Origin of the sequence: Streptomyces sp. NPDC058198 (genome assembly GCF_042882605.1) — a bacterium.
Classification (GTDB): Bacteria; Actinomycetota; Actinomycetes; order Streptomycetales; family Streptomycetaceae; genus Streptomyces.
This window is the reverse complement of record NZ_JBHVVP010000002.1, coordinates 1-24,165: the sequence shown is the minus strand read 5'-3', so window position 1 is coordinate 24,165 and position 24,165 is coordinate 1. Positions and strand designations below refer to the sequence as shown.

Sequence of the window (24,165 nt, the reverse complement as noted above, 5' to 3'; positions counted from 1 at the left end):
CCGCTACGCGAGCCGCGCGAGCAGCTTGTTGAACAGCACGGTGCCGGACAGATACAGCGCCGTGGTCTCCTCCTCCGCCGACGCGTGGTGGGGCAACATCGCCGAGAAGTGCAGCGCCGCCTGATAGAGGGACTGAAGATAGAGACGCTCATCGCAGTGCTCCGCCATGAGCGCCGCGAGCCCGGCGTATCCGGCCGTGCTGTCCGCGGCGAACTCGTACTCCCCGTCGGCCGGCCGGCGCAGGACGTACCGGCCCGCCATGATGGCTCCGTAGTCGCCCTCGATGGACTGGACGAGTTTGCCGTAGTCATAGGTGACCGGCAGCAATGCCCCGCCCCGCGGATCAACCACCTCGGTCGAAGAGCCGCCGATGAGGATGTTGCCGCAGTGCAGATCCCCGAAGGTCATACCGACCTGTCGGGGCGTCAGGTATTCCAGAATCGGCTTCGCGTCGGCCGTCCGGCTCCAGCAGTGCGCCGGACCGTGCAGCGACTCGCCGTTCACCGTCACGAACCGCGCGTCCATCAGCCGTCGTAGGTAGGGAAACGCCAGGGCCTGGGTGCGGCGTTGGTCGTACCGTCGCGTCACGAGAAGGTGCATCTGGGCGGACGTGGCGGAACGCTTCGTACGCTCGAACAGCTCGGCCTCGCCGCGAAGCGCGCGGACAATGTGGCGTCCAAGTTCATGGGCCGGCGCGCCGGCGAGCGCGGCGTCGTCAACCGTCGATCCGTCACCGAAGTATTTCAGCAGCACAAAAGAGAAGTTCTTTCCGATGTGGCTCCCGACGAACAACTCTCTGGGCAGGCTGATCCGTGCCGTGTCGCGATACCACTGGATCTCGTCCCGCAGCGTCTGCCCCTGTCCGAATTCGACCTTCAGTACGTAGGTGGCGCCGCCCGCGCTGAAGTAATAGAGGGCGGTTGGCGTGTTGTGCGATGTCACGGTCGACAAGAGTCGGTGACCGAGCATCGCGGTCACCGACGATTCCGTTGCCGCAGCGGGTTCGTCCGCGTGGTGTCGTAGTCCTGTTGATACGGCCGACAATTCGCCGCAGTAGCGGAGCAGACTTGTCACCCCCCGATCTGGCATCGGTCACGCGGCCGAGTGGTCTCGGTCGCTGGCACTACCGGGCGGCAATGCTCTGCACAAGGTCGACGAGGTCGACACCGGCGCGGGCGGCGGACAGTTGCTGGGCCAGATCGGCCGCGGCGTTCCGGTAGCTCGGCTCATCCAGGATCCGACGTACGCTCTGCCGCAATCCCTCCGCTGTGATGTGCGGTGACCAGTGGCCCGCCAGCGGTGCCGACGGATGGACGGTCCTGTCCACCCGCCACTCGAGCGGCCGGCGGTAGGCGGGAAACAGGATTCCCGATCCTTGCCGCTCCACCTGCACGCCCCAAGCGGCTTCCGACGAGGTCCAGGGGAGGCAGAGCACCGGTACGGACCGTTCCACCGCGTGGACGAGGGTGGTTCCGCCGTGCGTGATCACGAGGTCCGCCCGGCCGAGCAGTTCCAGATATCGCTGGGGCGGGACCATCCCGAGGAATGAGTCGCCGGTTGAGTCGCCGGTGTTGAAGCAGCGGGCGTACCGTGCGCCGCCGAGTATCGCGAAGTCCATGGTGCGTTCGGTGCCCACCAACTCGGCGAGCGCCTCGGGATAGGGGGAAGGCGGGCGGTTGTTGCCTTCGGCCAGGTAGGAGACGACGAGTGGTCGGCGGCGCGGAGGGCGGTCCTGCTCGGACGGCGGGTTCATCACGGGGCCCACGTAAACGTCGGTGTCGCGTCGCCGTAACGGATCCAGCGCGGGACAGCTCGGCACCAGGTTGAGCTCTCCCTCGAACGTTTCCCGTTCGTCCTCATAGGGCCGCAGGCCCCAAAGACTACGGCTGTGGTTGAAACTTCCGACACACTCCGGCAGCGGGCGCTCGCCCAACTCGTCCTGCTTCCAGGCGCCGAGCGTCGGGCCGGAGCAGAGCCCGTGTGCCATCGCTATGGAAATCAACGGTACGTGTGCCGCCTCGGCGGCGATCCGGATCGTGTCGTGGTAGTCATTCACTATCGCGTGCGGCCTGAACGCCCTTATTACCTCAAGGATCCGCTGTGTGTTGGCCACGATGAATTCGTGGTCATCGAATCCGAGGGCGAGCCGTCGTTGAGCGTGCCGGAACGCATGCGAATAGACGGGTGGCACGGGCCGTACCGGCTGCGGCCGCGCGGGCCGGTTCTCCACCGTCCGGATCTGTGCGGTGGGGGCGAGTTGGCGGGCGCGCTCGGCCTTTGAGCTGCTCGCGATGATCATGCAGCGGTGGCCACGATCTTCGAGAAGCGATGTCAGATAGGCAACGCGGGCCAGATGACCTTCTCCGCCGTCCCAAAAGGACAGGAGTATCCGCACAACACGCCCCCCGTGGCTGTAACCGCCGATAATCTCCCTGAATCTAGCCCAGAACGTGCGCACTCATGAAGAGGGCCGTCGGATTCTTGCGTATGAGGCCCTCGCGGTCCTCACGGCGTGGGGCCGCAGGGCCGGCTGACGGCGGCCGCTGGGCGGCGGGGCGGCACGCGGTGGTCAGGCCGCTACGTCTCCGACCAGGTGGTCCCCCGGGATGCCGGCTTTGTCGGGGCTGTAGTACTCCTTGATTCCGGTGGCCCAGACCGCCCGCGCGATCCGATCCGAATCCGTGGGACCGAAAGCGTCGAACAGGACGTGAATGTTGGCGAGTTGGAAGCCGATGGCCGTCATGAGCGCGACGAAGACGGGCCGCTGGACGACCCCGTCGCCATCCAGGTCGCCCAGGGCGGAGAGCGCCTCGGCGAACTCGGAGATCGCCTCGTCGAAGCGCTCCGGAGAAAGGACACAGGCCGTGTACTCGTCGAAGCTGACCCTGCCGCCGTGGTCGGCGTCCAGCTCGCTGACCAAGGTCGTCCAGTACGTCTGAAAGGCGGCCAGCATGGTGCTCTTCGCGCCGTCGTCGGCGTCGGGTACCGCCTGGATCACGCGCTTCGCCATGGCCTCGAAATCCTCGGCCTCAAGATATCCGTTGCCGTTGACGTCGAAGAGAGTGAAGACGAGTTCAACCCGGTCGAGTGCTTCCGTCCGCATGGTGAGTCACCTTTCGATCAACGGATTTCTTCTTGCTGTCTCAGAATCCGGGAAACAGCGCGTTTCACTATGTGGGGCGGTGGGCGGCGCATCCGGAAAAATTATGAGTGTTCATCAGGAAGAGTGAACACTGCTGTTCCGTGGTGTGAGTTGCTCCCGAGGCGCAGCGCTGCGAAAGGTGATGGGTGCGCTACATGGCGAAGACCGCTTCGGTAGTGCGGCACAGCGCTTGTACCGCGCGGCGCAGCGACTGCCAGGAAGCCAGCCAGAGTACGACCCCGATGGGCGCGGCGGGCCACCACCACGCGCCGAGGACCGTGAACGCGGCGCTCCACGCGAGGGCCTCGCACGCCGCGTCGTAAGCGTCGCGAGCGTCGCTCAGCGCGACGCGGGAGGTGTCCGGTACCGCGAGCAGCAACGCGGTCCATTCGCTCGCGATGTCGACACCCGTCTCCGCTTCGACGTGCGCCTCGGCAGCGCGGAACTGATCGCCCGACCAGGTGGGGGAGCCGGGCCTGGACGATCCCGTACGGGCCCTGCGCGCGTCGAGCCGGTCGGCGCGGAGCTCCCTTCCGGCGGCGCGTGCCCGGACGGCTTCCCTTCCGATCTCGTCGGGATGCGCCCAGCGCCGTACCCGCAACGCGGTCAGCCGCCGGCCCAGCGGCATCAGCCACCAGGGCCAGGCCCCCGACGCCAGCGCGCCGATCGCGCCCGCGGCGAAGGGCACCGCGAACGCGGCTCCCACCACCGCCACCGCGAGGAGCACGAGCGACGCGGCGCCGTCGGCGGACATGCCGCCGCTCAGCCGCAGCGCGGCGGCGATCCGCTCGCGGGCGAGTCCGAGGTCGTTCCAGTGGCGCTGGCCGAGCTGCCCGCCGCCCACGGTCGCGACCACGACGAACAGCGCGGCGGGCAGCAACCGCCGCAGGAACCACCCGTCGGGGATGCGCTTCTGGAGTTCGGCGAGCAGTCCCACTGTCCTCAGCCGTCCACCAGGCGCATCGGCCGTGCGGCCAGGGCACACGTCGGCGCTTCCGTGGCCGTCCCGCCCTCGTGCAGGTCCACCCGGGCACAGCGGCCCGTGGGGCAGACCCAGCCGACCGACTGCGGCGTGGGTGCGGACGGCCAGTCGCCCACGCCCATCGTGGAGCGCAGGCCGAGCCCGCCGGGGATCCCGGCGCTCTCGGCCGCGTTGTGCAACGCACGCACCGCGTCCCGCCATACATCGGCGGAAGGATCGGTGTCCCGGACGACCGCGAAGGAAGCGTCCCAGCGGTCCGGGCCGATCAGTTCGCGTACCGCGTCGACGTTGCGGCACAGGTACTCGACGGCATCCTCGTAAACCCTGCGCGCCTTCGCCCCGTCCCCCACCGCAGACTCCCTGAAAGCCCGGAAAAGCACTGCTACTTGACGTGCAATCAGACTACGTTAATGAACGATGACTGAGCTTCATGACCGAGTTGTCACACGTCTCGTAGCCGCTCAGAACGCCCGGGATCCCGCGCCGCTGCGCGGGGAGGACGCGGTGGGCGACGCGCTGGCCCTGCTGCGCGAGGCCGCGCCGTCGCCCGAGGGAGCGATCGATCTCGGCTCGGTCAGCGCTGTCTGCTGGACCTTCTGGCTCCGACACCAGGGCCCGGAGGATCCGGACGCGCAGCGCAACGTGACGATCATGGTGAGCACCCTCGGATTCCTGTGCCCGCGCCTGTCCGCGGACGCACAGCTTCCCGGGCCCTTGCGGGACGCCTTCGATCCCGCCGATCCGGCGCACGACGCGCGGTTCGCGTACCTCGTGAGCTCGGCGTACGGCGAAGCCGTCCTCAACTCGCCGGATGGCGGCCCGGACAGCGCGCCGGACGACTTGCTGGTCAACGCTCCGGCTGGCGCACCGGACAACTCGCTGGTCGACGTACCGGAGCTCGGGGAACCCGACCGGCTGACCGCGCTCGACCGCGCGCTCGCCTGGTCCGCCACCGCACACCAATACCTGCCGGAGGACCACGAGGGGTTCGTCGAGCTGGCGCTCCACACCCTCGGGCTCAACACGATGCGTTTCCAGCTCGCGGCGGATCCGGACGCGCTCGCCGCCGCGGCCCGGCACGCGGGAGCGGTGTGCGAGCGGCTGCCCTCCGTCGGGCTGAGTTCCCTCGGCCCGGCAGGCGCCGAGGCGGCAGCGCTCGCCCTCAGGACCGTGCTGGACGCGGCGAGGCTGCTCGGTGAGCCCGCGCTCGACGAGGTCGAGCGGCTGGTCGCGGCGGCCCCGGACGAGGCGCTCACCCCGGAGGCCGCCGAGGGGCTGAGCTTCCTGCGCGCGCTGCACGCCGAACCCTTCTCCTGGCCGGGGGAACGGGACCTGCGCGTCGGCTCGCTCATCGCCGACGCGGGGGTGAGCGAGCACGACGCGAGCCGGATCGCCTGCGGCGTACGGCGGCTGCGCGCGGCGCTCGCCCACACCCCCGCGGGCCATCCGGCCCGTCCCCTCGTCACTGCCGCGCTGGGCAGGGCGCTCGATGCCTTCGCCCGGGAGCGTGGCGACGACGAGGCGGCACGGGAGGCGGCACGGGAGGCGGCACGGGAGGCGGCACGCGAGGCGGCCGAACTCCTCGCCATGGTCGACGTGACGGGCACGATGAGCGACACCGGCGAGGAACTCCTCGCCGAACTCCTCGCCGCCGTAAGAGAGGTCAAGGAGCTGAGGCCGGGCGACGATCCGCACCGCGTCCAGAACGCCGGGCTGTCGCTCGGCCGCGTGATCGAGCAGCTCAAGGAGCGCACCACGCGGAACGGTGAGCCCTCACCCGTTCCGGACATCGAGATCGAAATTCTCTACATAACCACCGCGCTCGGAAACCCCGACGCGATCTCCGATCAGCGGATCTCCCGGTACCGCGCCGCACTGGCCGCCCTGCCCGCCGACCAGCCGCACCGTCACGGCTATGTCGCTGTGCTGGCCGCTCTCACGGGAGCGCGGGCGCAGGCTCTGCAAGAGACCGAACCCGCCAGGGCGGCTCAACTCGCCGCGGAGGCACGGTCGCTGACCGACGAGGCGGCGGCCGAGGCCCCGGCCGACTTCCTGCCGCTCGGCCTGCTGCGCCGCGGTCGTTTCGACGTCGCACTGCCTGTCGCCCTGTCGACGATCGGCACCGACCTACCGGACGGTGCGGCGGACGCGCGCGCGGCGGACCTGCGCACCATGGCGCCCGGACATCCTCTGATGGGCGCGCTGGCGGACATCGTCGACAGCGTGTCTGACACGGCGGACGGAGAACTGGCCAAGCTGGGCTACCTCTTGTCCCGCCTCGACGACATCCGTCTCGATGACCCGGAACACCTCGCCTCCGACATCGCGGTCCTGCGGGAACTGCTCGCGGAGATCGGGGAGGACGACCCTTTCGTGCGGGCGCCGGTGGCAGGAACGCTCGGCAGTGCCCTCTCGGCCCTCGGCGCCGGACAGAGCGATCCCGCGACCTTGGGCGAGGCCCTCGACGAGGCCGTCCCGCTGCTGCGCTACGCGCGCTCGCACGCGTCCGATTTACCCGGAGAGCTCGATCAGGTCCTCGCCTTCGCGCTCACGTTCCAGTCGATCGGGAGCTTCGACGCGGAAATGGCGCGAGAGGCGTCGGCGCTGCTCGCCTCGGCGGCCACCGAAGGGGCACCCGCCGACATCAACCTGGCGGTGCTGTCGGCTCGTACCGAATTCTTCAACGCCGTACAGAACTATCTGTTCGGCCACGAACCGGGCCAGCTCGTGCGCGCCCGCGAGATCGCGTGGCGGCTCAAGGAGCTCACCGCTGAACCCTCCGCCGAGGCCGGGGAACGTCTGCCGGGGCTCGACGTGATGGGCGACGCCCTGCTCGACCTGGTCGAGAGCATCGGGCCCGGCGGCGGTCCGAAGCCCGACCTCACCGACGACCAGGTCGATCAGTGCCGTAGAACGTTCGAGGCGTGTTCCGCCGACCACCCGATGCGGATCTTCACCGCCTCCACGCTCCTGCGGATGCTCACCCAGCGCGCCGTCGTGGTGCGCGGCGCCGACCCGGAGCACGGGGCACGTCTCGTGGCCGAGGCCGACGAGGTGCTCCGCGCCGTCGAGGAGGAGGCACCCGCGAGCTGGGCCGACACGATGCGCACCTTCATCGGTGCCATCGATCAGGGACGCCTGCCTCCGATCCTCCCGTCGGAACGGCCGGACGAGGCCCCGCTCTCCCCGTCGGACCAGCCGCCCGAGGCCCCACTCCGGGCCCCTGCGAACGCCATGGAGGCCATGCTCGCAGTTCTCCGGACCCAGCCGTTCGGCGCCGCCGACGACGCCGCGTGGAGTGGCCCCATGATCCCGGTGTGGATGCGGGCGCACGGCGAACTCGGGGCAGCGGCAGGTGCGTTGGGGAGGGGCCAACCAGTCGATCTGGCCCTGTCCCACCTCGAAGCGGCAGTCGAGGCCATGGCGGACATCACCGACCGCGGCAGCGACCAGCAGTCCGCCGAGCACGGCCTGACGTCGTTCGAGGGGGACATCCGCTCGATCATCGAGCTGGTCCTCCTGCGGGCCCTCGGCCGCGAGGCCGCCGCCTGGGCGCGCGACCTCAGGGACGAACTCGCGGCGGCCCTGCGGGAACAGCGCCCGCCGGCCGCCCTGCCCACGCCGGAGAGCCTCTTCCGCATCGTCGCGGGGCCCGACGTCGACCGCGCCACCGAGCTGCTCGAGCGTGGCCGCGGGCTGCTGCTGTCCCGGCGGATCGAGGCCCGTACCGATCTCAGCGGACTGCGGTCGGAGCACCCCGCACTGGCTGACGAGTTCGAGCGGCTGACCGACCAGCTCACCGCGGAGCCGGACCTGCCCGACCCGGCCCCCAGCGGGCACGCCGAGTGGTCCCGACTCGCCCGGCTCCGCGCGTCGCGGGAACTCGACGAGCTGGTGGAGCGCATCCGCACCCGGCCGGGGTTCGACGGCTTCCTGCGTCCGCTCTCCGTCGAGCAGTTACGCGCGCTCGCGGCCGACGGCCCGATCGTCGTGCTCAACCACGCGCGACGCCACTGCCACGCCCTCGTCGTGACGGCCCGGTCGATCACCGCCCTTCGCCTCGAAGCCGAGTCGGACGAGGTCACGGATGTGGCGCGGCGGCTGCGTGACGCTGTCGACGCCATCAACGCGCACGGTGCGTCGAGACCGTCCCCGGCACAGCTCATCGCCGCCGGGGCCACGCTCCGCGAGACGCTGGCGTGGACCTGGCACAAGATCGTGTGCCCGGTCCTGGAACTCGTAGGGTCGCGCGATCCCGTTCCTGATGTTCGTGGTGTATCTAATGTTCCTGGTGTTCCGGACGAAGGCGCGTGGCCGCGGATCTGGTGGGTGCCCACGGGTTCCTTCAACGCCCTGCCGCTGCACGCGGCCCAGTGCACGCTGCCCGACTGCGAACTCGACGGCTGCGGCGCCGCGCTCGACGCCGTGGTGTCGTCGTACGTCCCCGGGTTCCGGACCCTGGCGTACGCCCGCACCCGGGCCGAACACCGCGATACCGCCGACAACGGCAGCGCCCTGCTGGTCGCCTCGCCCGAGGACGAGTTGCCCGGCGTCGCGGCGGCGGCCGGCTACGCGGCCGGACTGCTCGGCGCGCGCGAGCCGCTGGTCGGCGCCGCCGCGACCCGCGAGGCAGTGCTCGCCGCGCTCGGCAGCACCCCGTGGGTGCACTTCGGCTGCCACGCGGCCACCGACCCGACGGAACCCTCCGGCTCTCTGCTCCACCTGCCGAGCGGCGAGCCGCTGTCCGTCCTTGAGATCTGCCGGACGCAGCCGCGATCAGCACGGCTCGCCTTCCTCGCCGCCTGCGGCACCGCGCGCACGTCCGAGCGGCTCTCGGATGAGGCCATCCACATCACCAGCGCCTTCCTTCTCGCCGGCTTCCCCACCGCGGTCGGCACGCTCTGGGAGATCGACAGCACCCACGCGGACCACGTCACCCGGGACTTCTACCGCAGCATGACGACCACCGGCGCCGGCACGTCCGCATACGCCCTGCACCACACCGTCCGAGAACTACGCCGCCGCATCCCCGACCGCCCCCACATCTGGGCGGCCTACGTCCACGCAGGAACCTGAACGCGCCCGGTCCACCGACACAAAAAGCGACTGCGACCACGCGGTACCGCGTCACGCCCCCGTGGCGGGCGGGTGAGTGGTGCGTCCGGCGGCGCGCGACAAGGCGTTCAACCCTCGTTCGAGGCCGTCGAGTTCCTCGGCGGTGAGGTCGGCGGTCAGGCGCGTGAGGGTGGCTGCGAGGTCGGTGAGTGCGGCGTCGACGACCCGGCGGCCCTCGCCGGTCAGGGCGATCCGGAAGCTGCGGCGGTCAGCCGTGTCGAGTGTGCGCTCCACCAGCCCGGCCTTGTCGAGGCGGTCGAGCCGCTTCGTCATGCCTGCTCGCGACATCATCAGCGCGGCGGACAGCGCCGAGGGGCTCAGGGTGTACGGGGCTCCGGTGCGCCGCAGCGTCGCGAGCACGTCGAAGTCGCCCTTCCCGATGCCGTGGCGTTCGACAGTTCGTTCGCCGACCGGACTGATGACGTTCTCGGCGACGAACGACAGCCGGCCGACGATCGCCAGCGCGGACAGGTCCAGGTCCGGCCGTTCACGTAGCCAGTCCTCGGTGATTCGATCCGGCAGGTTCGCGTCGTGGTCGGTCATGGCGGGCATTCTATTTGCTCGAATATAGTTAGCTGGAGTACTGTATTCTAGCGAACTATACACTGGCGAAGTGGTCCTGGAGGCCCCCATGCGATCCGCCCTGCGAACCCTCATACGTGACGTCCGCGTCTTCGACGGCGCGCAGGCTGTCGCATGCGCTGACGTTCTCGTCGTCGGCGACCACATAGCCGAGCCGGATGGCCGTCCGGCGGATGTCGAGGTCGACGGCACGGGCAGAACGCTGCTCCCGGGGCTGATCGACGCGCATACCCACACCTTCGACGGCAGCCTCGCGCAGGCGCTGACGTTCGGGGTGACCACCGAACTGGACATGTTCTGCCTGCCGCCGAACCTGGCGCGGCAACGCACGCTGGCCGCCGCTCGCGACGACATTGCCGATCTGCGCAGCGCGGGAGTCCTCGCCACCGCACCGGGCGGCCACCCGTCGGCAGTCATAGCGGCGATTGCACCCATGCTGGAGCGTTCCGAGGATGCCGACGGGCCGTTCGAGACGATTACGCACCCCCAAGACGCCGCGGCGTTCGTCGCGGCCCGGATCGCCGAGGGCAGTGACTACCTGAAGATCGTGATCGATGAGGGCGCGACGGGCCGGGCCCCGGTCCCCACCCTCGGCCCTGACACCGTCAAAGCCCTGGCCGATGCGGCGCGAGCCGCCGGGTTGCGCACCATCGCGCACGCGGTCACCGCCAAGGAGACCGCAATCGCGCTGGATGCGGGAGTAGATGGCCTGGCCCATATCTGGGCCGACACCGCTCCGGGCGATCCAGCCGCCGACGAGCTGGCCGAACGGGTCGCAGCCCAGGGCGTGTTCGTGATCAGCGCGATCGTCAACTACGAGGTGAGCGGCAGCGGCAGCCCGGACCGGGTCGCCAACGCGAGGCACGTGGCCGGAGCGCTGCGCCGGGCAGGGGTGCCGCTGCTGGCCGGAACCGACGCCAACCCGTTCGCCCCTCTCCACGGCGACGGCCTGCACCGCGAGTTGGAACTGCTGACGCAGGCCGGCCTCTCCCCACGGGAAGCGCTGGCCGCCGGCACCAGCGTCCCCGCCCGCCATTTCGGTCTGGCCGACCGTGGCCGCATCGCCCCCGGCCTACGCGCCGACCTGCTACTGGTCGACGGCGACCCCACCCGGGACATCACCGCCACCCGCGCCATCACCAACGTCTGGCGGCGCGGCATCAGCCAGTCCCGCTGACGAGGCCGCCGGCCCGTCCTGCCCCGGAGACCAACTGGGAGGACAACGTCGAAGGCCCCCGCTGCGAGCAGCGGGGGCCTTCGACGTATTGCCCGGTGAGAGCAATGGCGGAGGATACGAGATTCGAACTCGTGAGGGGTTGCCCCCAACACGCTTTCCAAATGTTCGTCTGGAGGTTCTGGGATGTGCGTGGACGTCCTGACCTGCGGCGGAGTGTCCGCTCCAGACTCGTCCGAACAGTCTCGGACGGAGGTGAATGAGACCAGGACTGAGACCAACTTGCTCCGGCTGCCGGTGATCATTGCGAGACGGTGGGAAGCGGTCAGGTGAGTGAGGAATCCCGGCCTTGGAGCGCTTGCCCCGCGATGGCGGCGATGCGCTCGACATCCTCTCGCAGCTGGGCAAGCTCCGCGGTCTGCTGTCGTCCTGCCACGATCTCAGACAGAGCGGCGATGACAGTTTCCTGATGGTCGCCGGTGCCCAACACTTGGGCGGCACGGCGGAGCAGATCGGCATCCACGTTGACCGAGTGGCTCGACTGTGGCGCAGACGGGGTGGGCGGCTCAGGAGTCGCCCTAGCCTTGCGGCCGGGTGCGGATGGTGCCAGCTTGGGCTGGGCTGGCGGCGGGGGTTCGGGGGCAACCGTGTCGGGGCTGCCGAGTACCGTAAACACCGGCTTTCGGTAGCAAACGCCTCTGCCCGCCTTGGTCGTATAGACGACGAGCTCCATGGTGAGGTCGCAGACGGCTGGGCCGTCGACACGTTCCAGCGCGTCCAGCAGGTCAGATAGTTGTGCGGCCATCAGCCAGGAGCTCGTCATGAAGTGGAACGAGCCCAGCACAGGTGCCGCTGCCATTCGGAAGGTGATGTCGATGGACGGCATCGGGCCGCGGCCATTTTTGGCTTCCAGCCTCCTGTTCTCCAACAGAGGAGGACAGCCGCAGGGCTGGCCCTTCTTCTCCTTTGGCGACAGGAACTCCATGCCGTCGCACTCGTGGATGATGCCCTTACTGCCCCAGAGGACCATACGAGCCGCCACCGCGGCAGGCCCATTCAACAGAATGCGTACGCTCTCGCGGCTCGTCAGCACTTCGTAGGCAAGACTGCCTCCTCCCCCCTCGTTCGGTTGAGGTTCGCCACCCATCAAGCTGGCCACACGAGCGGCCACATCGGCATCGTCTGTTGTGACACGCCAGGCGTCCAGGGCTTGGGGCCGGCTCTCGGACAAACGCCCCATGTGGAAGCGTCCGGCTCGGGCGGCTGAGCTCTGCGTCATTCGCTACCTTCGGTGGAGGGGACGACAGCTGATCTTCGCCACGTACCGATGCCGCGGTGCACGCGACGTGTCACGAAGCCGGCTACAGGGCGGTGCCCCCATTGTGTCCAGCCGATAGCTTCATTCAGATGGTTCCGACCAAAGGGCATAGTTTTCGCTGGCAGTCAGCGGCTGCGGACACAGGTGGCGCGACTCGGCGGGTGGTCCCGTGCTGTGGAGTCGAGTAGACGAGCCCAACACCGAGTTCCACTGGTGGACGAACCTGCTCTATGCAGCGAAGGGCCATGACGGCCGCCTCTATGGCCCCCGTCACACCGCAACGGCTGTTCTGCTCACCCGCGGCATCCCCGAAGTGGTGCCAGGAGGCCGAGGCCCAGGTTCTAGGCGCTGACAAGGATGTCATCGCCGCGTTTACCAATGCGTGCACACCGGCTGTGGTCGGGCCCGCGATCTGGGGAAGCACGGCGACAACTAGTGACGTCGCCGGTCTATGAGGAGGGGCCGGACCTGCTCTCCGGCACCCTCATGGGCCTTTGAGTAAGTGGCAGCGCATACTGGCAAGCTGCCGCATTGAATCTTCTCTGCCACTTCCTGCCACATTGCTGTAAGGTGGCAGCACGAGGCCGGGGTGCGTGCCCTAGCTGCGAGTGGAGGGGTGTGGCCAATGGTGGTATCCGCTCCACCCGAAATGGACTGGAGGGATGAGAAGCGCGGCGGGTTGGTGCGCGCTGCGCTGTGGCTCGTCGCAGAGGTTGGTGAAGGGAAGACCTTCACTAAAGCGCAGTTGCGGGAGGCGTTCCCCAGCCTCGCGTCCATCGAGCGGCGAGTACGTGATCTTCGGGACTACGAATGGCGGATCGAGACCTTCCACACGCACCCCAACCTGGAGCCGAACGAGTTCCTCTTCGCTACGGCGGGCGTCCACGTGTGGGATCCAATGGCACGAGCTGCCCATCCACGTGCGGCTGAGTTCACGCTGCGCTCGCGTGCTGCGGAACGACACGCAATCGCCAGTCCGGGTGAGGTCTGGACCCGGCTGCAAGCGCTATCCGACAAGGAGCGTGCCCTCGTTCTCGGGTGGATGGCGATGGACCGTCGACCCAGTAGCCCAGCCGAACTCGCCTGGCGCGCTTATCGAAGCTTGCCCACGCCAAGCCGACGCGATCTCATGGCCAAGCTCGGGGAACTCGTCAGCGCTGGTTCCAGTGACGACCCGCTGACGCCGGACAGTGGCGGTAACGCTGTCTCCTGACTCAAAGTCTTCCGCCGGAACCCGTTTCACCTTCCACAGATCTTCGGGTTCCGGCGGGTGGTCCAACCCATCTGATGAGGAGAAGAACCATGTTCAGTATGCGTGTCCCTGCGGTCGGAAGCGAGCGACCGCCCAGGTTCGAGATGTTTGTGGCTGCCATCGCCGTCGGATACGCGGCGGGCTACGCCGCTGGCATGGGTAACGAGGCCCAGCAGATGCTTGGCCTCGTTACGGTCACGGTGGCTGGGTGGCTCTGGGACAGGTGGCGTCGCTGATCGCCTCAGGAGGCTGGTGATCCCTTAGGCCTCGGCCAATCAGGTTGAGGCCACGGCCAAACTGAGACCACGCACGTCGAAGGGCCCCACCACGAACGGTGGGGCCCTTCGATATCGCGCCCGGTGAGGCACTGGCGGATCGTATGTGCTTCGAACTGGTGAAAAGCTTCCCCTAACCCGCTTTCCAAGGGTTCGCCCGGCGGCCCGGGGCGGAACGGTGGCGTCCCGAACTGCGGTAGAGCGGGTGCTGAGAGGCGGTTTGGGTGGCCCGGGCGGGGCTGGATGAGGTCACAACTGAGACCAGAGATTGCCACGTTGCGCAGGATCGTGACGGACCTGGCGGGTGTGGGGCCGCATCGGCAGCGGGCCCTCGGACGGGGATCAGCCAGCGTTCTCCGCATCGTTCAGGAGCCGCATTGCGTATCCGTGTTCCTCGGGGGTTCGTGCTAGCCGCGCTAACATCCTTGCCTGGCCCGAACTCGGCCGTCAGCCGGCGGGCCTGCCAGTTCGTCCAGGTGCGCGTATGAATACCCAGCGCGCCAGCGGGAACCGCACTCGGCCGGTGCCTCTCGCCGACCATCTCGCTGTCCTGGTTTGCTCTGAAGGCGGGCCGGGGCCCTCTGGCGCGTGCGGTGTCGTGTCGGCCACGTGGTGAGTGTGACGGCGCAGTCATGCCCTAAGGGATCGATCAGCTTGGTGATCACTGGGAAGAGCGGCAGGAGCCGCTGCCATCGACGTCCAGGCGGCCAGGCCCCAGTACGGGGTGGGTCCGGTCCGAGCTGAAATCCGTCTGCGTCGTACTGACGGGCCCGGTAACGTCATGCCGCGTGACCGAGACTGGTGTTCAGCCCGATCCTGCCGACGAGCAGACGGCTCCTGAGGAAGCGGGGCGACCTTCCCTGCTGGATTGGCAGAAGCGGCTTAACGCCTCGCCGGGCTGTCGCGCCATCGCGCTCGGAGACCGAGTCAAGCGCATAGGGTACGTGTTTCAGGGCAACGTCGCGCAGTGCAAGTCCCTGGTCGCCGAACTGCAGAACCCGGTGGTATCTGGTCCCATCCTCGACGTACGCAATCCCGAGGCACACGACCGGCTTCTTTCCGAGGCTGAGCGGCTTCTGCATAACGTGCTGATGGGGATGAGCACGCGCGTCGATCAGCAGCGCTGTTTCATGGAGGAACACTTCCAAGAGGACTCGGCGCTGATGAATGAATACCGCAGCAAGGTCACCTCCATGTTTAAGGATGACGTGGAGGCTAAATTCTTGAAAGGGCTGCGCAATTACATCACCCATGCTCAACTCCCTGTAGCGCAGAGCAGGCAGACGTTCGGGCAAGAGTCCTTCGAGGTCACCTTTACTCTGTTAGTTGATCCCCTGCTCGCGTGGAGCCGTTGGAACGGTGAGCTGCGCACCTGGATCGCCGGTCAGGGTGACGCGGTTGTCATCGTTGACGTGGTTGACGCGTATGCCCAGAAGGCTGGCGAGCTCGACAAGTGGTTGTTCGAGCGAATCACTCTTAAGTATCGGGCCGATATTGATCCATATATGCGCGAGTGCGCGGAATTCGATCGTGAGGTCGCTCGCGTCTTCGGGGCATAGGTGTCGCTGTGGCGCCGCCTGGTTGGGAATCAGGTGAGTCGAATCCGCTGCTTGAATTTGCCTGCGAGAAATCCAGTGACCGAGAACCGCCGCATATCAAGGTAAGAGGGCCGCGCTCGCGGATGTAATGCAGCTTGTTGGAGTCTTGTCTCGCCGTCCGTTTCTACGGAGTCGATCAGCTCGATGACAACCAGCAAGAGCTGCGGAGGCCGCTGCCCTTGACATTCATGGTGATCGCGTCGCTCGCCGTCGCTGGGATCACGTCACCTCTCCCGGCAGTTCGATCCGGACATGGCCGACTTGCGCCCTTCTCGCGCTGCCTCGGGCTGCCCAGACTGCCGTACACGGACCTGTGGGGGAGGGGCTTCGATCGTGGCTGGGCGTAGACGGGGTACGGCTGCACGCAGGCGGCGGGCTGCGCGGCTGAAGGCGGTGGCGGCCGGCGGTGGTCTGGTGCTCGTCCTGTTGGCGGTGTTCTGGTCGACCGTGTGGCCGTACATCACGGGTGCACTGGTCCTGGGCGGCGTCGGCGCGGCGGGCTGGTGGCTGTGGCGTACGGACCGGCTCGTGCGAGGGCGGGACCATCTGTGGCGGCAGGAAGAGGCGGTGAAGGCCGGGCACCGGACACTCGCCAAGGTGGACGCGATGACCGGCACCGAGTTCGAGGACCTGGTCGCAAGCCTGTGCCGGCGGGACGGCTGCACACAGGTGCGACGGGTGGGCGGTGCGAACGACAACGGCGCTGACGTCGTCGGCCGCCTCCCGGACGGCCGGAGCGTGGTGATCCAGTGCAAGCGCTACGCGCCGACTAGCACGATCGCGAGCCGTGAACTACGCGATTTGCTGGGCGCCAAGGTGCACTTCGCGGCAGACCTGGCCGTGTTCGTCACGACCACAAGGTTTAGCCGCCCCTCAGAGAAGTTTGCCCTGCAGCACGGAATTCTTGCTGTGCACCGGGACCACCTCGGGCTGTGGAACAACGGGGCCTCTCTGCTGTCCCTGAGTGAGGTGAACGGCCAAGGGCAGGGTGACTCCCGTCACCGAGCGCGCTGGAAGCAGGCGTACGAGAAGTAGCCGGCCTCGGGCAGCGCGAGGCCGGGACACGATCCTCAGTCACTTTGGTGCAGTACGCCTCCGAGCCGCGTAGGTAGAGCACGGCTGCACCGCCGTGCTCGCCGTCATCCAGAACCCCTCGGCCAGGGGCTACCTGATCGCCACCATGTACGCCGGACAGGCAGCGGAGACCGTGGGTTTCACGGAGCTCGGGTTTCTGCGCTCGTCATCGTCGTCGGCCCGGATGCCGGGCCTGGCCGCTGCAACGTCTCGCCGGCGTCTCCTAGGCTGAAGAGAAGTGCCAGGACGGTCATGACGCCCACTGCCGCTCCGATCGCGCCCACCAGGTCTCCTCGGGTGGAGGCACCGGTATGGGTCCGCGTGGTGTGCTTGTAGACGGAGAGTCCGACGGCGCAGCCGATGACGAGGAGCATCACGGCTTCGGAGGAGATCTGTACAGTCATCGCTGGCCTGCCTCGAAGAACTGCGGCCGACTGATCTTCCCGCTCGCCGCGAGCACGCGCGCGGTTCCGCGGAGCCGGCGCAGCTGTCCCTCGACCGCGCGGGCGCTCATACCGCCCAGCAGAGCACCGATTTCGCGCTGGTTCAGTTCCGGGCGGCCCAGCATCAGCGTGCAGATGGCAGCAGCCTCCGGGGTGGCCTCGCTCAGTATCCGCCGCAGCGTGTCACGCGAGGCGACCGTATCGGCGGGGTCGTCGAACAGGCTGAGCTGACCGGGGAACACGGCGTCGGTCTCGGTGAGGTTGAGGAGCCCGTAAGCCATCATCTTCACTTCCCGGCGCCGCTTCCGGGACCAGGTCTTGAAGACGTCGCCGAAGGCCATGACGCATCCGCCCACGAAGAAGGTGAACATGCTGGCGCCTTTGTCCGGGTTCCATTCGCCGCCGCGCAGCGAGCGCTCCAGGAAGCGGGGTGCGGCCGCCGTGACGCTGTCCACGGCCAGGGCTTCGCGCACTTCTGAGGTTCGGGCGAAGATGGACAGTTCGACCTCTGAGGCGTCGAAGGCCACGTTGTAGCGGTGGCAGTGATGGGAGATGGCGCCCGTGCGCATCCATGCCGTCAGGGTGCGGATGCCGTAGGTCCACAGCTCCTGGGCGAAGACGTCGTAGCGGGGGCCGCAGAACTCCACCCGCCGCAACTCGTCGTACAGTCTTCGGTCCTGCACGAGGGTCGGGGGAGGCGGATCGTCCCCGTCCTCGAATGGGATCTTCACCTTCAGCTCGGCCTTGTCGCCACTGCTAATCATTTTGAGCAACACCAGTCCTCGCACGGTAGTTTTAAGTCTGGCGACTCATATGGATGCGAAGACTCGAGAACCCACACTTTGCTGCGACTTTTTTCTGGCGCTGCCGATAATTTCTTGGCGCTGTGCATCGGCGGTCAGCGATGGCAGGACTTGGCCCAACGCCGGTCATCGATGCCGCCGTAGTCGGATCGCCTCCGATGGGCGGCAAGCACCCGACGCTCCATCTGTCCGGCCCCAGCAAGCAGGCCAACCGGATCGCCGAACTCTTCGCCGGCACCGCTTCGCCACCCGGGCGGAAGCGAGGCTGAAGATCGCGATATGGGTCACCGGCTTCTGCCGCACCAGGCGTATCCATCGCGCGGCCGACGGGCAGCCGCCCGCCACCTTCGAGAACACCATCCGAGAAGCGCGTGGCCACACCGCTCACCAGGACCAGGCTGCATGACCGAGGTCTCTACGAAACCCGGGGGTTGACACATCCTGATCCTGCTACGGCGTGCGATGCGTGCTGGTGTTGCCGGTTTCTCCTGACCGCTGGGGCCGAGCACGTCCGATCGATTCAGTTGAGACTGGGCGGGATTCCGCTGGGGCACGTAATGAGCATGAACGGATCGATGGCGAAGTGGGCATGGTCAGTGGCCGAGGCGGAGCTGCGTGAGCCCCTTCCTCGTCGATGGATGCATTCGCAAGGGGTCGCGCGGCGCGCGGCCGAACTGACTGAACTCCTGGGCGCTGACGCGGACCTGCTGGCCTCTGCCGCCGTGCTTCACGACGTGGGCTACGCACCGCGGCTGGCAGCGACAGGCTTTCATCCGCTGGATGGTGCCCGGTTCCTTCGTGACGGCCACGCTGCGGATGAGCGGCTGGTGCGGTTGGTGGCGAACCACTCGTTGGCGCTGCTGGAGGCTGAGGAGCGCGGCTTGCGGGGCGATCTGGAAGCCGAGTTTCCGCTGCTCGATGACCACAAGCTCGTGGATGCCTTGGTGTATTGCGACATGACGACGACCCCTGATGGGAAGGGCACGTCTGCCGAGGATCGGCTGGAGGAGATCATGGAGCGCTACGGTGCGGACAGCCTGGTGGCGCGATTCATCCGCCGGGCGAAGCCGGAGATCTCCGCTGCCGTGGAGCGCGTGGAGGTCGCGCTGGCGGCTCAGCCCAGGTAGGGATAGGTGCCGGCGAGGTAGTCGCCGATCTGTTGGCGCATGCTGGGGTGGATGTCGTACTGGTCCAGGTCGCTCGGCAGGACGTAACGGACCCCGTCGGCCTCGTCGTTGATCGTGGGCTCGCCGCCCACCGGGCGGCCGATGTAGGTGTTCTCGTACTGCTGGCGAATCTCACCGTCGGTGTAGGCCACGATGTGGTTCGGGTTCGTGTAGACCCCCAGGAACCCCGTGACCTCGGCGATGATTCCGGTCTCTTCCAGGCATTCCCGCACGGCGCACTGGGCCGCCGTCTCGCCGATGTCCTGGGCTCCTCCGGGCAGGGCCCACTGGCCGGTGTCCCGGCGGCGTTGGAGCAGTATGGCGCCGTCGTCGTCGACGACGAGCAGGTTATTGGCGGGGATGAGCGTGTTCGCCTTGGGGGCCTTGGGGTCGTTGTAGTACTCAGTCCTGCCCATGTGGCGAGGGTTCCTCCTGGTCTGGTGTCCAGGGCCGTGCGGTGGCCCAGACAGCTTCGAAACTCTGAGCGTAGTTGTCGAACCAGCCCGCCGTGTCTGCTCTGCGGAGATGGAGGAGGGGGTTGGCGCTGGCCGGCTGGCCCCAGACGTGCGGGTTGATCAGAAGGTCATCGTCGTACCGGAACATGGAGGTGTAGAGCGTAGTGTCGTGCAGTCTCACCTCGCATCCGGCCTCGGACAACAGGGGGCGATAGTAGGTCAGGGAGGCGCGGATCTTGGCGGCGAGTGTGTCGCCGATTCCCTCTTCGTGGCCACGGATTGCTGCAGCCCGGCCCTTCGAGTCGCCGAAGCAGAGCCGCACTCGCACCCCGCTCGACGCACGCTCGGCGAGCATCTTGGCCACGTGCGGGTTGGACTGAGCGAAGAAGGTGCCGGAGAAGACGAGGACGCTGATCTGCTCCTGGGCGCCGTTGAGCAGCGACAGCCATGTGTCGCGCGGGACGCTCGCCCGGTTCTGGTAGGTCCCGACCAGTTCCTGCCCTGAACCTTCGAGTTGCTGCGGCGTGGTCGGCGCTGGTGCGGGCCAGAGGAACAGTTCCTCGACCCGTAAGTGCTTGGCGACGCGGAAGCGGTGGCGAGGATGGGGAACGCGCCCGCCGAGCCACCGACCGACGGTCTTGGGGTCCACCTCACAGACTTCGGCGAGTGATTCGGGTGGGATGCCGCGCTGGGCGAGCACGGAGTGCAATCGCTCGTTCACAGACGCCATACAAGCCGAGACCGGTCAGGAGCGGCAAGGACGTTTCGGGACGTTCCACAGAAGGAGGGGGCCATGACCGCTGTATTTACGCTGGATGCATGGAGCTCATCGTCCTGTGGGACATCGACCACACTCTCATCGAGAACTCAGGGGTCAGCAAGGAGATCTACGCCGCCGCCTTCACGGCCCTGGCGGGAAGGGCGCCCGCGGGGCCGGCGCGGACGGAAGGGCGTACGGACCGGCTGATCATGCGCGACATGTTCGAGCGGAACGGCCTGGCCGAGCCGGACTGGCCAGCGGTCGAGAAGGCTCTCGCCGACGCCGGGGAGGCCCGTCTCCACGCCCTCAGCCAGCGGGGAACAGCCCTGCCCGGTGTGCGGGAAGTCCTGAAGGAGGTCTCCGTGCGCAGCAGTTGGGTGTCGTCGGTACTCACCGGAAATATCGCGGACAACGCCCGCGTGAAGGTCGCGGCCTTCGGCCTTGATCCCCTCCTCGACCTGCCGGTCGGCGCCTATGGGGCCGACGCCCTTAAGCGCCCCGACCTGGTCGCTGTCGCCCGGGAGCGTGCCCAGCGGCTGCGAGGCGCCCCGGATGGAGTGCCCGTCGTGCTCGTCGGAGACACCCCGAGAGACGTGGAGGCCGCACTCTCCACAGGCTCCGAGATCATCGCGGTCGCCTCCGGCGTCCACAGCACCGAAGAGCTGGCAGCCGCCGGTGCCCGTACGGTCCTGCCCGATCTGACGGACACCGGCCGTGTACTCGGGATTCTGGAGGCGCTCTCCGCACGCTGAAAACGTCCCAGGACGTCCTCGGAGCGTCCCGATACGCGGTGACGAGGTCCGTACCTGTCCCGCCAATATCAGGTCTCCCACCAGGCAAGCGCCTCGAAGGAGACCCTCGTGATCAGCGAAGTCACCGGGATCCGCAGGATCCGGATGCTGTACCTGCAGCTGCTCTACCGCTGCAACTTCGAATGCCTGCACTGCTTCCACGGCAAACGGCTCCAGCACGCCGACGCCTTCACCACGGACGAGGCGGTCAACCTCCTCACGCTGATGCGCGACGAGTACGGCACCGAGGCTGTCACCCTGCTGGGCGGCGAGCCGTTCGTCTACCGAGACCTCGCCCAGGTCGTCCGGTACGCCAAGCGGGACCTGGGCATGCAGGTCGAGATCTGCACCAACGGCTACCGGATCGAGCGCCGGCTGACCGAGATCGCCCCCGACCTGGACCTGCTCCGGGTGTCGCTGGAGGGCATCGGTACGACCAACGACAAGATCCGGAAGTTCGGAAGCTACCGCAGCGCCCTGAGCGCCCTCGAAATCGCCCAGCAGCTCGGCGTCCGCGCTGGCGCGACCATGACGGTCACCTCACGCAACATCGACGAGGTCCTGTCGCTCGCCCGCACACTGCAGCACTACGGGGTGGAGCAGCTGAAACTCCACTGCCTTCGGCCGGTCGGCAACGCAGCGGACCACCCCGAGCTCCTCGTCAACGACGCCACGGCCTACACCCGTCTGCGGGAGTGCCTGGCCTCGGCCGAGCTGGACATCGAGGTGATCCTCGACGAGGACCTGTCCGAGCTCGGTGCACCAGACGCGTGCCTCCCCTCCGGGGGCCCTGTGGAGATCGAGCGGATCGAGGCCGACCCGCGCGGCGCGCTCACCATGTCCTGCAAGGCTGTCGGCAAGGACTCGCACGCCTTCTGGTACGACAAGCTCGCCGATCACATCGACCACCGGCCGTCCGCCACCGACGAGCTCACGCTCGCGGTGCCGGACGTGGTGTACGGACGTGTCTGACCCGGCACCGTTCGAGAGCGTCGAAGGGCTCCGCGGCACCGGAAAATCCACCCTCGCCCCCATGCTCGCGGCCGCCCGTGGCGCGGTGCTGGTCCCGACCGTGCCGCCCACCTACCAGGCACTGCGGCAGGAGGTCGACCGGCTGGGAAACGCAGAGGCACGCATGTGCTTCTACCTTTCGGCCCTGTTCACCGCCACCGATCAGATCCAGCGGTACCTGTCCGCCGGCATCCCGGTCGTCGTCGAGAGCTACTTCGCACGCTGTCTGGCCAACCACCGCGCTTTCGGAGCCGATCTCTCCGTGTCCCTGCCGCCAGGCATCCCGCGTCCCGTCAGCTACTACCTCGTTTGCGCGGAGGACGAGCGTCAGCGCCGAATCGCCAGGCGCGACAAGCCTGTCTCGCGGTGGGACGCGCTCGCCGAGATCACCGCGGACAAGATCACCGGTGCCTACGCCTCGTTCCCGATGCACCGCGTGAACACCACCGGTCGCACCCCTGACGAGGTACTCCGAGCCGTCCTGAGCACCCACCTTCAAGGAGAGCAAGCCAGTGCAGACACCCAGCATGTGGCGGCACACCCTCACCTTCTTCCCGCAGTTCCTCGCCGCGCTGAAGGAGCGTACGGAGCCTGACTCCACGGTGACGGTCATCGGCGCGAGCGACGGCAGACTCGTCGTGCCACTGGCCGCGGCCGGCTACCGGGTCGTCGCCATCGAGCGCGACCCGCTCGCCCTCCACGGCGGCGAGGTCCAACTTCCGGGTGGCAGGACCGGTCACGCGATGGGCATGATCGAGCGGCTGAAGCAGGAAGGGCTTCACGACCGTGTCCAGGTCGTGGAGGACGACTTCCTCGCCTCCGAACCCGTCACCGCCCCCTGTGATGCCGTCTGGACGAGCTGCTCGTGGCATTACAGTGCCAACCACCACCGGCCGTTGGGCGAGTTCGTCGACCGCATGCAGCGCCTGGTCCGGCCCGGCGGTCTGTTCGGCGCGGAGTTCATGATGCCCCTCACGCAACGCCACCACGTGCTTGAGCACTACACATCCCCCGAGAAGCTGCGGCGTTACTTCATCGGGGACTGGGACGTCCTGCTCACCCTGCGGACCAACGAGTTCACCGAGCAGGCGCACGTCGGGCAGCTGCAGGACCACAACCACCGCATGGGCCTCCTCCTCGCCGCCCGTGCGTCCACCCCCTCCTAGAGCTACGGGAAGAAGGACCTATGAAGCACGAGTACGAAGCCAAGTTCCTCGCCGTCGACGTCGACGGCCTCCAGGCCAAACTGACGGCGCTCGGAGCCGTCCAGGCATTTCCGCGCACCCTCCTCACCCGGAAGATCTTCGAGAACGACGCCCTCGAAGGCGGCGCCTGGGTCCGCCTGAGGGACGAGGCCACCCGCTCCACTCTCACGCTGAAGCAGGTCACCGACTCCACGACGATCGACGGCACCACCGAGATCGAGACCGAGGTGTCCGACCTGCACGCCATGGCCGAGATCCTCCGCAACGTCGGCCTGCGTGAAGTCCGCTACCAGGAGAACTTCCGCGAGGAGTGGCGCCTGGGCGAAGTCGCCTTCGATTTCGACACCTGGCCGGACCTCCCCACCTTCGTCGAGATCGAAGGTCCCGACGAGGCATCGGTCCGCCAGGCAGCAGCCCTGCTCGACCTCGACTACACCGAGGCACGGTTCGGCAGTGTCGACGAGATCTACAAGAGCGAGGCCGGCAGGGACATCCTGGCCGAGCCCACGCTCCTCTTCGCCGACTCCGACAAGCAGGCTTCGACCAGGGCAGCTGTCCCGGGCGAGTGATCTTGGGGACGAGCTGTGTTGATAGAACTGACCGTGACGCCTCGGGTCATACCCGGCATCGCCGAGTTCGCGCGCGGCGGTCTGCCCGCCGCAGCAGACACTGACGACGGCAATACGTGGACTGACGGCTTCTGCTGACTCTACTGCGGCCAGCGATGGACCCGTGTTCTATGGATCGGCCCGGTGAGTGTGGCGGGTGCCCAGGCGGCGATGTTCACCTGCGGCCCGTGCATCCACGTCTTGCAGGAGCAGGTCTGGCAGTCCCTCCTCCTTCACGACGAACCGACTCGCCCCCCACCTGTGAGCACGGCTTCTATAACCGAGCAGCCTGAGGGACGCCGCGTTGGAAAGCATCGTGCGCGGGGCGGCATGTTCCGTCGGGAGTGAGGCCGAGAACGGACAATGGGCGCATCAGCGGCTGGGCCGGTCACCACGCGTGGTGACCGGCCC

Annotated in this window: 22 protein-coding genes; 11 read left to right on the top strand and 11 right to left on the bottom strand. The window is 67.8% G+C overall.

What is annotated here, in order from left to right; translation table 11 throughout:
- Window positions 1–3: 3 nt before the first annotated feature.
- From ACFVWW_RS08645 to ACFVWW_RS08625, 5 genes are all read right to left on the bottom strand, one after another.
- Window positions 4–969, bottom strand: coding sequence for a phosphotransferase (locus tag ACFVWW_RS08645; protein ID WP_386877378.1), 966 nt, complete (start codon window positions 967–969; stop codon window positions 4–6).
- A gap of 154 nt (window positions 970–1,123) precedes the next feature.
- A complete protein-coding gene (locus ACFVWW_RS08640; protein WP_386876860.1) occupies window positions 1,124–2,395 on the bottom strand; it encodes a glycosyltransferase in 1,272 nt (423 codons plus the stop codon).
- Between the two features lie 174 nt (window positions 2,396–2,569).
- Window positions 2,570–3,103, bottom strand: coding sequence for an EF-hand domain-containing protein (locus ACFVWW_RS08635; RefSeq protein WP_386876858.1), 534 nt, complete (start codon window positions 3,101–3,103; stop codon window positions 2,570–2,572).
- Between the two features lie 190 nt (window positions 3,104–3,293).
- Window positions 3,294–4,079, bottom strand: a complete 786-nt coding sequence (locus ACFVWW_RS08630; RefSeq protein ID WP_386876856.1) for a hypothetical protein — start codon at window positions 4,077–4,079, stop codon at window positions 3,294–3,296.
- 5 nt (window positions 4,080–4,084) lie between these two features.
- Window positions 4,085–4,474 (bottom strand): hypothetical protein, encoded by a 390-nt coding sequence (locus tag ACFVWW_RS08625; RefSeq protein WP_384191175.1) that lies wholly within the window; start codon window positions 4,472–4,474, stop codon window positions 4,085–4,087.
- Between the two features lie 67 nt (window positions 4,475–4,541).
- Between ACFVWW_RS08625 and ACFVWW_RS08620 the strand changes: the two genes are divergently transcribed.
- Window positions 4,542–9,200, top strand: a complete 4,659-nt coding sequence (locus tag ACFVWW_RS08620) for a CHAT domain-containing protein (protein WP_386876854.1) — start codon at window positions 4,542–4,544, stop codon at window positions 9,198–9,200.
- A 51-nt stretch (window positions 9,201–9,251) separates the two neighbouring features.
- Here ACFVWW_RS08620 and ACFVWW_RS08615 read toward each other — a convergent pair whose 3' ends face one another.
- Window positions 9,252–9,782 (bottom strand): MarR family winged helix-turn-helix transcriptional regulator, encoded by a 531-nt coding sequence (locus tag ACFVWW_RS08615; RefSeq protein WP_386876852.1) that lies wholly within the window; start codon window positions 9,780–9,782, stop codon window positions 9,252–9,254.
- Window positions 9,783–9,870: 88 nt separating this feature from the next.
- Between ACFVWW_RS08615 and ACFVWW_RS08610 the strand changes: the two genes are divergently transcribed.
- Window positions 9,871–10,998 carry an amidohydrolase family protein gene (locus ACFVWW_RS08610; RefSeq protein WP_386876850.1) on the top strand — a complete coding sequence of 376 codons (1,128 nt, stop codon included), beginning with the start codon at window positions 9,871–9,873 and terminating at the stop codon, window positions 10,996–10,998.
- A 322-nt stretch (window positions 10,999–11,320) separates the two neighbouring features.
- On the opposite strand, the gene ACFVWW_RS08605 is transcribed toward ACFVWW_RS08610, so the two are convergent.
- Window positions 11,321–12,235, bottom strand: coding sequence for a hypothetical protein (locus tag ACFVWW_RS08605; protein WP_386877377.1), 915 nt, complete (start codon window positions 12,233–12,235; stop codon window positions 11,321–11,323).
- Window positions 12,236–12,938: 703 nt separating this feature from the next.
- On the opposite strand from ACFVWW_RS08605, the gene ACFVWW_RS08600 reads away from it, so the two are divergent.
- From ACFVWW_RS08600 to ACFVWW_RS08590, 3 genes are all read left to right on the top strand, one after another.
- Window positions 12,939–13,526 carry a hypothetical protein gene (locus ACFVWW_RS08600; protein WP_386876848.1) on the top strand — a complete coding sequence of 196 codons (588 nt, stop codon included), beginning with the start codon at window positions 12,939–12,941 and terminating at the stop codon, window positions 13,524–13,526.
- A 1,102-nt stretch (window positions 13,527–14,628) separates the two neighbouring features.
- Window positions 14,629–15,399, top strand: coding sequence for a hypothetical protein (locus ACFVWW_RS08595; RefSeq protein WP_386876846.1), 771 nt, complete (start codon window positions 14,629–14,631; stop codon window positions 15,397–15,399).
- Window positions 15,400–15,771: 372 nt separating this feature from the next.
- Window positions 15,772–16,473 carry a restriction endonuclease gene (locus tag ACFVWW_RS08590; RefSeq protein ID WP_386876844.1) on the top strand — a complete coding sequence of 234 codons (702 nt, stop codon included), beginning with the start codon at window positions 15,772–15,774 and terminating at the stop codon, window positions 16,471–16,473.
- 179 nt (window positions 16,474–16,652) lie between these two features.
- On the opposite strand, the gene ACFVWW_RS08585 is transcribed toward ACFVWW_RS08590, so the two are convergent.
- Entirely contained in the window at window positions 16,653–16,916 is a 264-nt protein-coding gene (locus ACFVWW_RS08585; protein ID WP_386876842.1) for a hypothetical protein, read from the bottom strand.
- Window positions 16,913–17,728 carry a hypothetical protein gene (locus tag ACFVWW_RS08580; RefSeq protein ID WP_386876840.1) on the bottom strand — a complete coding sequence of 272 codons (816 nt, stop codon included), beginning with the start codon at window positions 17,726–17,728 and terminating at the stop codon, window positions 16,913–16,915. Before ACFVWW_RS08580 ends, ACFVWW_RS08585 begins: the two co-directional genes overlap by 4 nt.
- A 587-nt stretch (window positions 17,729–18,315) precedes the next feature.
- On the opposite strand from ACFVWW_RS08580, the gene ACFVWW_RS08575 reads away from it, so the two are divergent.
- Window positions 18,316–18,885 carry an HD domain-containing protein gene (locus tag ACFVWW_RS08575; protein WP_386876838.1) on the top strand — a complete coding sequence of 190 codons (570 nt, stop codon included), beginning with the start codon at window positions 18,316–18,318 and terminating at the stop codon, window positions 18,883–18,885.
- Here the strand turns inward: ACFVWW_RS08575 and ACFVWW_RS08570 are convergent.
- Window positions 18,873–19,340: an NUDIX domain-containing protein gene (locus ACFVWW_RS08570; protein WP_364581320.1), complete on the bottom strand. Its 468-nt coding sequence runs from the start codon at window positions 19,338–19,340 to the stop codon at window positions 18,873–18,875. The two genes, ACFVWW_RS08575 and ACFVWW_RS08570, sit on opposite strands and share 13 nt — an antisense overlap.
- On the bottom strand, window positions 19,327–20,100 hold the full coding sequence (locus ACFVWW_RS08565; RefSeq protein WP_364581322.1) for an XRE family transcriptional regulator: 774 nt from the start codon (window positions 20,098–20,100) through the stop codon (window positions 19,327–19,329). The genes ACFVWW_RS08570 and ACFVWW_RS08565 overlap by 14 nt, the downstream gene beginning before the upstream one ends.
- 98 nt (window positions 20,101–20,198) lie before the next feature.
- Here ACFVWW_RS08565 and ACFVWW_RS08560 point away from each other — a divergent pair, with 98 nt between their 5' ends.
- The 5 genes from ACFVWW_RS08560 to ACFVWW_RS08540 all read left to right on the top strand — a co-directional run bounded on the left by ACFVWW_RS08560 (window position 20,199) and on the right by ACFVWW_RS08540 (window position 23,715).
- Entirely contained in the window at window positions 20,199–20,891 is a 693-nt protein-coding gene (locus tag ACFVWW_RS08560; RefSeq protein ID WP_386876836.1) for an HAD family hydrolase, read from the top strand.
- A 108-nt stretch (window positions 20,892–20,999) separates the two neighbouring features.
- Complete coding sequence (locus tag ACFVWW_RS08555) at window positions 21,000–21,902, top strand: radical SAM protein (RefSeq protein WP_384191144.1); 903 nt, start codon at window positions 21,000–21,002, stop codon at window positions 21,900–21,902.
- Window positions 21,895–22,536: a hypothetical protein gene (locus ACFVWW_RS08550; protein ID WP_386876833.1), complete on the top strand. Its 642-nt coding sequence runs from the start codon at window positions 21,895–21,897 to the stop codon at window positions 22,534–22,536. The genes ACFVWW_RS08555 and ACFVWW_RS08550 overlap by 8 nt, the downstream gene beginning before the upstream one ends.
- On the top strand, window positions 22,454–23,107 hold the full coding sequence (locus tag ACFVWW_RS08545) for a class I SAM-dependent methyltransferase (RefSeq protein ID WP_386876832.1): 654 nt from the start codon (window positions 22,454–22,456) through the stop codon (window positions 23,105–23,107). The genes ACFVWW_RS08550 and ACFVWW_RS08545 overlap by 83 nt, the downstream gene beginning before the upstream one ends.
- A 20-nt stretch (window positions 23,108–23,127) precedes the next feature.
- Window positions 23,128–23,715 (top strand): class IV adenylate cyclase, encoded by a 588-nt coding sequence (locus ACFVWW_RS08540; RefSeq protein WP_362960071.1) that lies wholly within the window; start codon window positions 23,128–23,130, stop codon window positions 23,713–23,715.
- The last annotated feature ends 450 nt before the right edge of the window (window positions 23,716–24,165 follow it).

Excerpts from the sequence above, each read along its gene's own strand:
- ACFVWW_RS08645 (WP_386877378.1), bottom strand. The coding sequence starts at position 969 with ATGCTCGGTCACCGACTCTTGTCGACCGTGACATCGCACAACACGCCA.
- ACFVWW_RS08635 (WP_386876858.1), bottom strand. The coding sequence starts at position 3,103 with ATGCGGACGGAAGCACTCGACCGGGTTGAACTCGTCTTCACTCTCTTC.
- ACFVWW_RS08620 (WP_386876854.1), top strand. The coding sequence starts at position 4,542 with ATGACTGAGCTTCATGACCGAGTTGTCACACGTCTCGTAGCCGCTCAG.
- ACFVWW_RS08615 (WP_386876852.1), bottom strand. The coding sequence starts at position 9,782 with ATGACCGACCACGACGCGAACCTGCCGGATCGAATCACCGAGGACTGG.
- ACFVWW_RS08610 (WP_386876850.1), top strand. The coding sequence starts at position 9,871 with ATGCGATCCGCCCTGCGAACCCTCATACGTGACGTCCGCGTCTTCGAC.
- ACFVWW_RS08605 (WP_386877377.1), bottom strand. The coding sequence starts at position 12,235 with ATGGGGCGTTTGTCCGAGAGCCGGCCCCAAGCCCTGGACGCCTGGCGT.
- ACFVWW_RS08600 (WP_386876848.1), top strand. The coding sequence starts at position 12,939 with ATGGTGGTATCCGCTCCACCCGAAATGGACTGGAGGGATGAGAAGCGC.
- ACFVWW_RS08585 (WP_386876842.1), bottom strand. The coding sequence starts at position 16,916 with ATGACTGTACAGATCTCCTCCGAAGCCGTGATGCTCCTCGTCATCGGC.
- ACFVWW_RS08575 (WP_386876838.1), top strand. The coding sequence starts at position 18,316 with ATGAGCATGAACGGATCGATGGCGAAGTGGGCATGGTCAGTGGCCGAG.
- ACFVWW_RS08570 (WP_364581320.1), bottom strand. The coding sequence starts at position 19,340 with ATGGGCAGGACTGAGTACTACAACGACCCCAAGGCCCCCAAGGCGAAC.
- ACFVWW_RS08560 (WP_386876836.1), top strand. The coding sequence starts at position 20,199 with ATGGAGCTCATCGTCCTGTGGGACATCGACCACACTCTCATCGAGAAC.
- ACFVWW_RS08540 (WP_362960071.1), top strand. The coding sequence starts at position 23,128 with ATGAAGCACGAGTACGAAGCCAAGTTCCTCGCCGTCGACGTCGACGGC.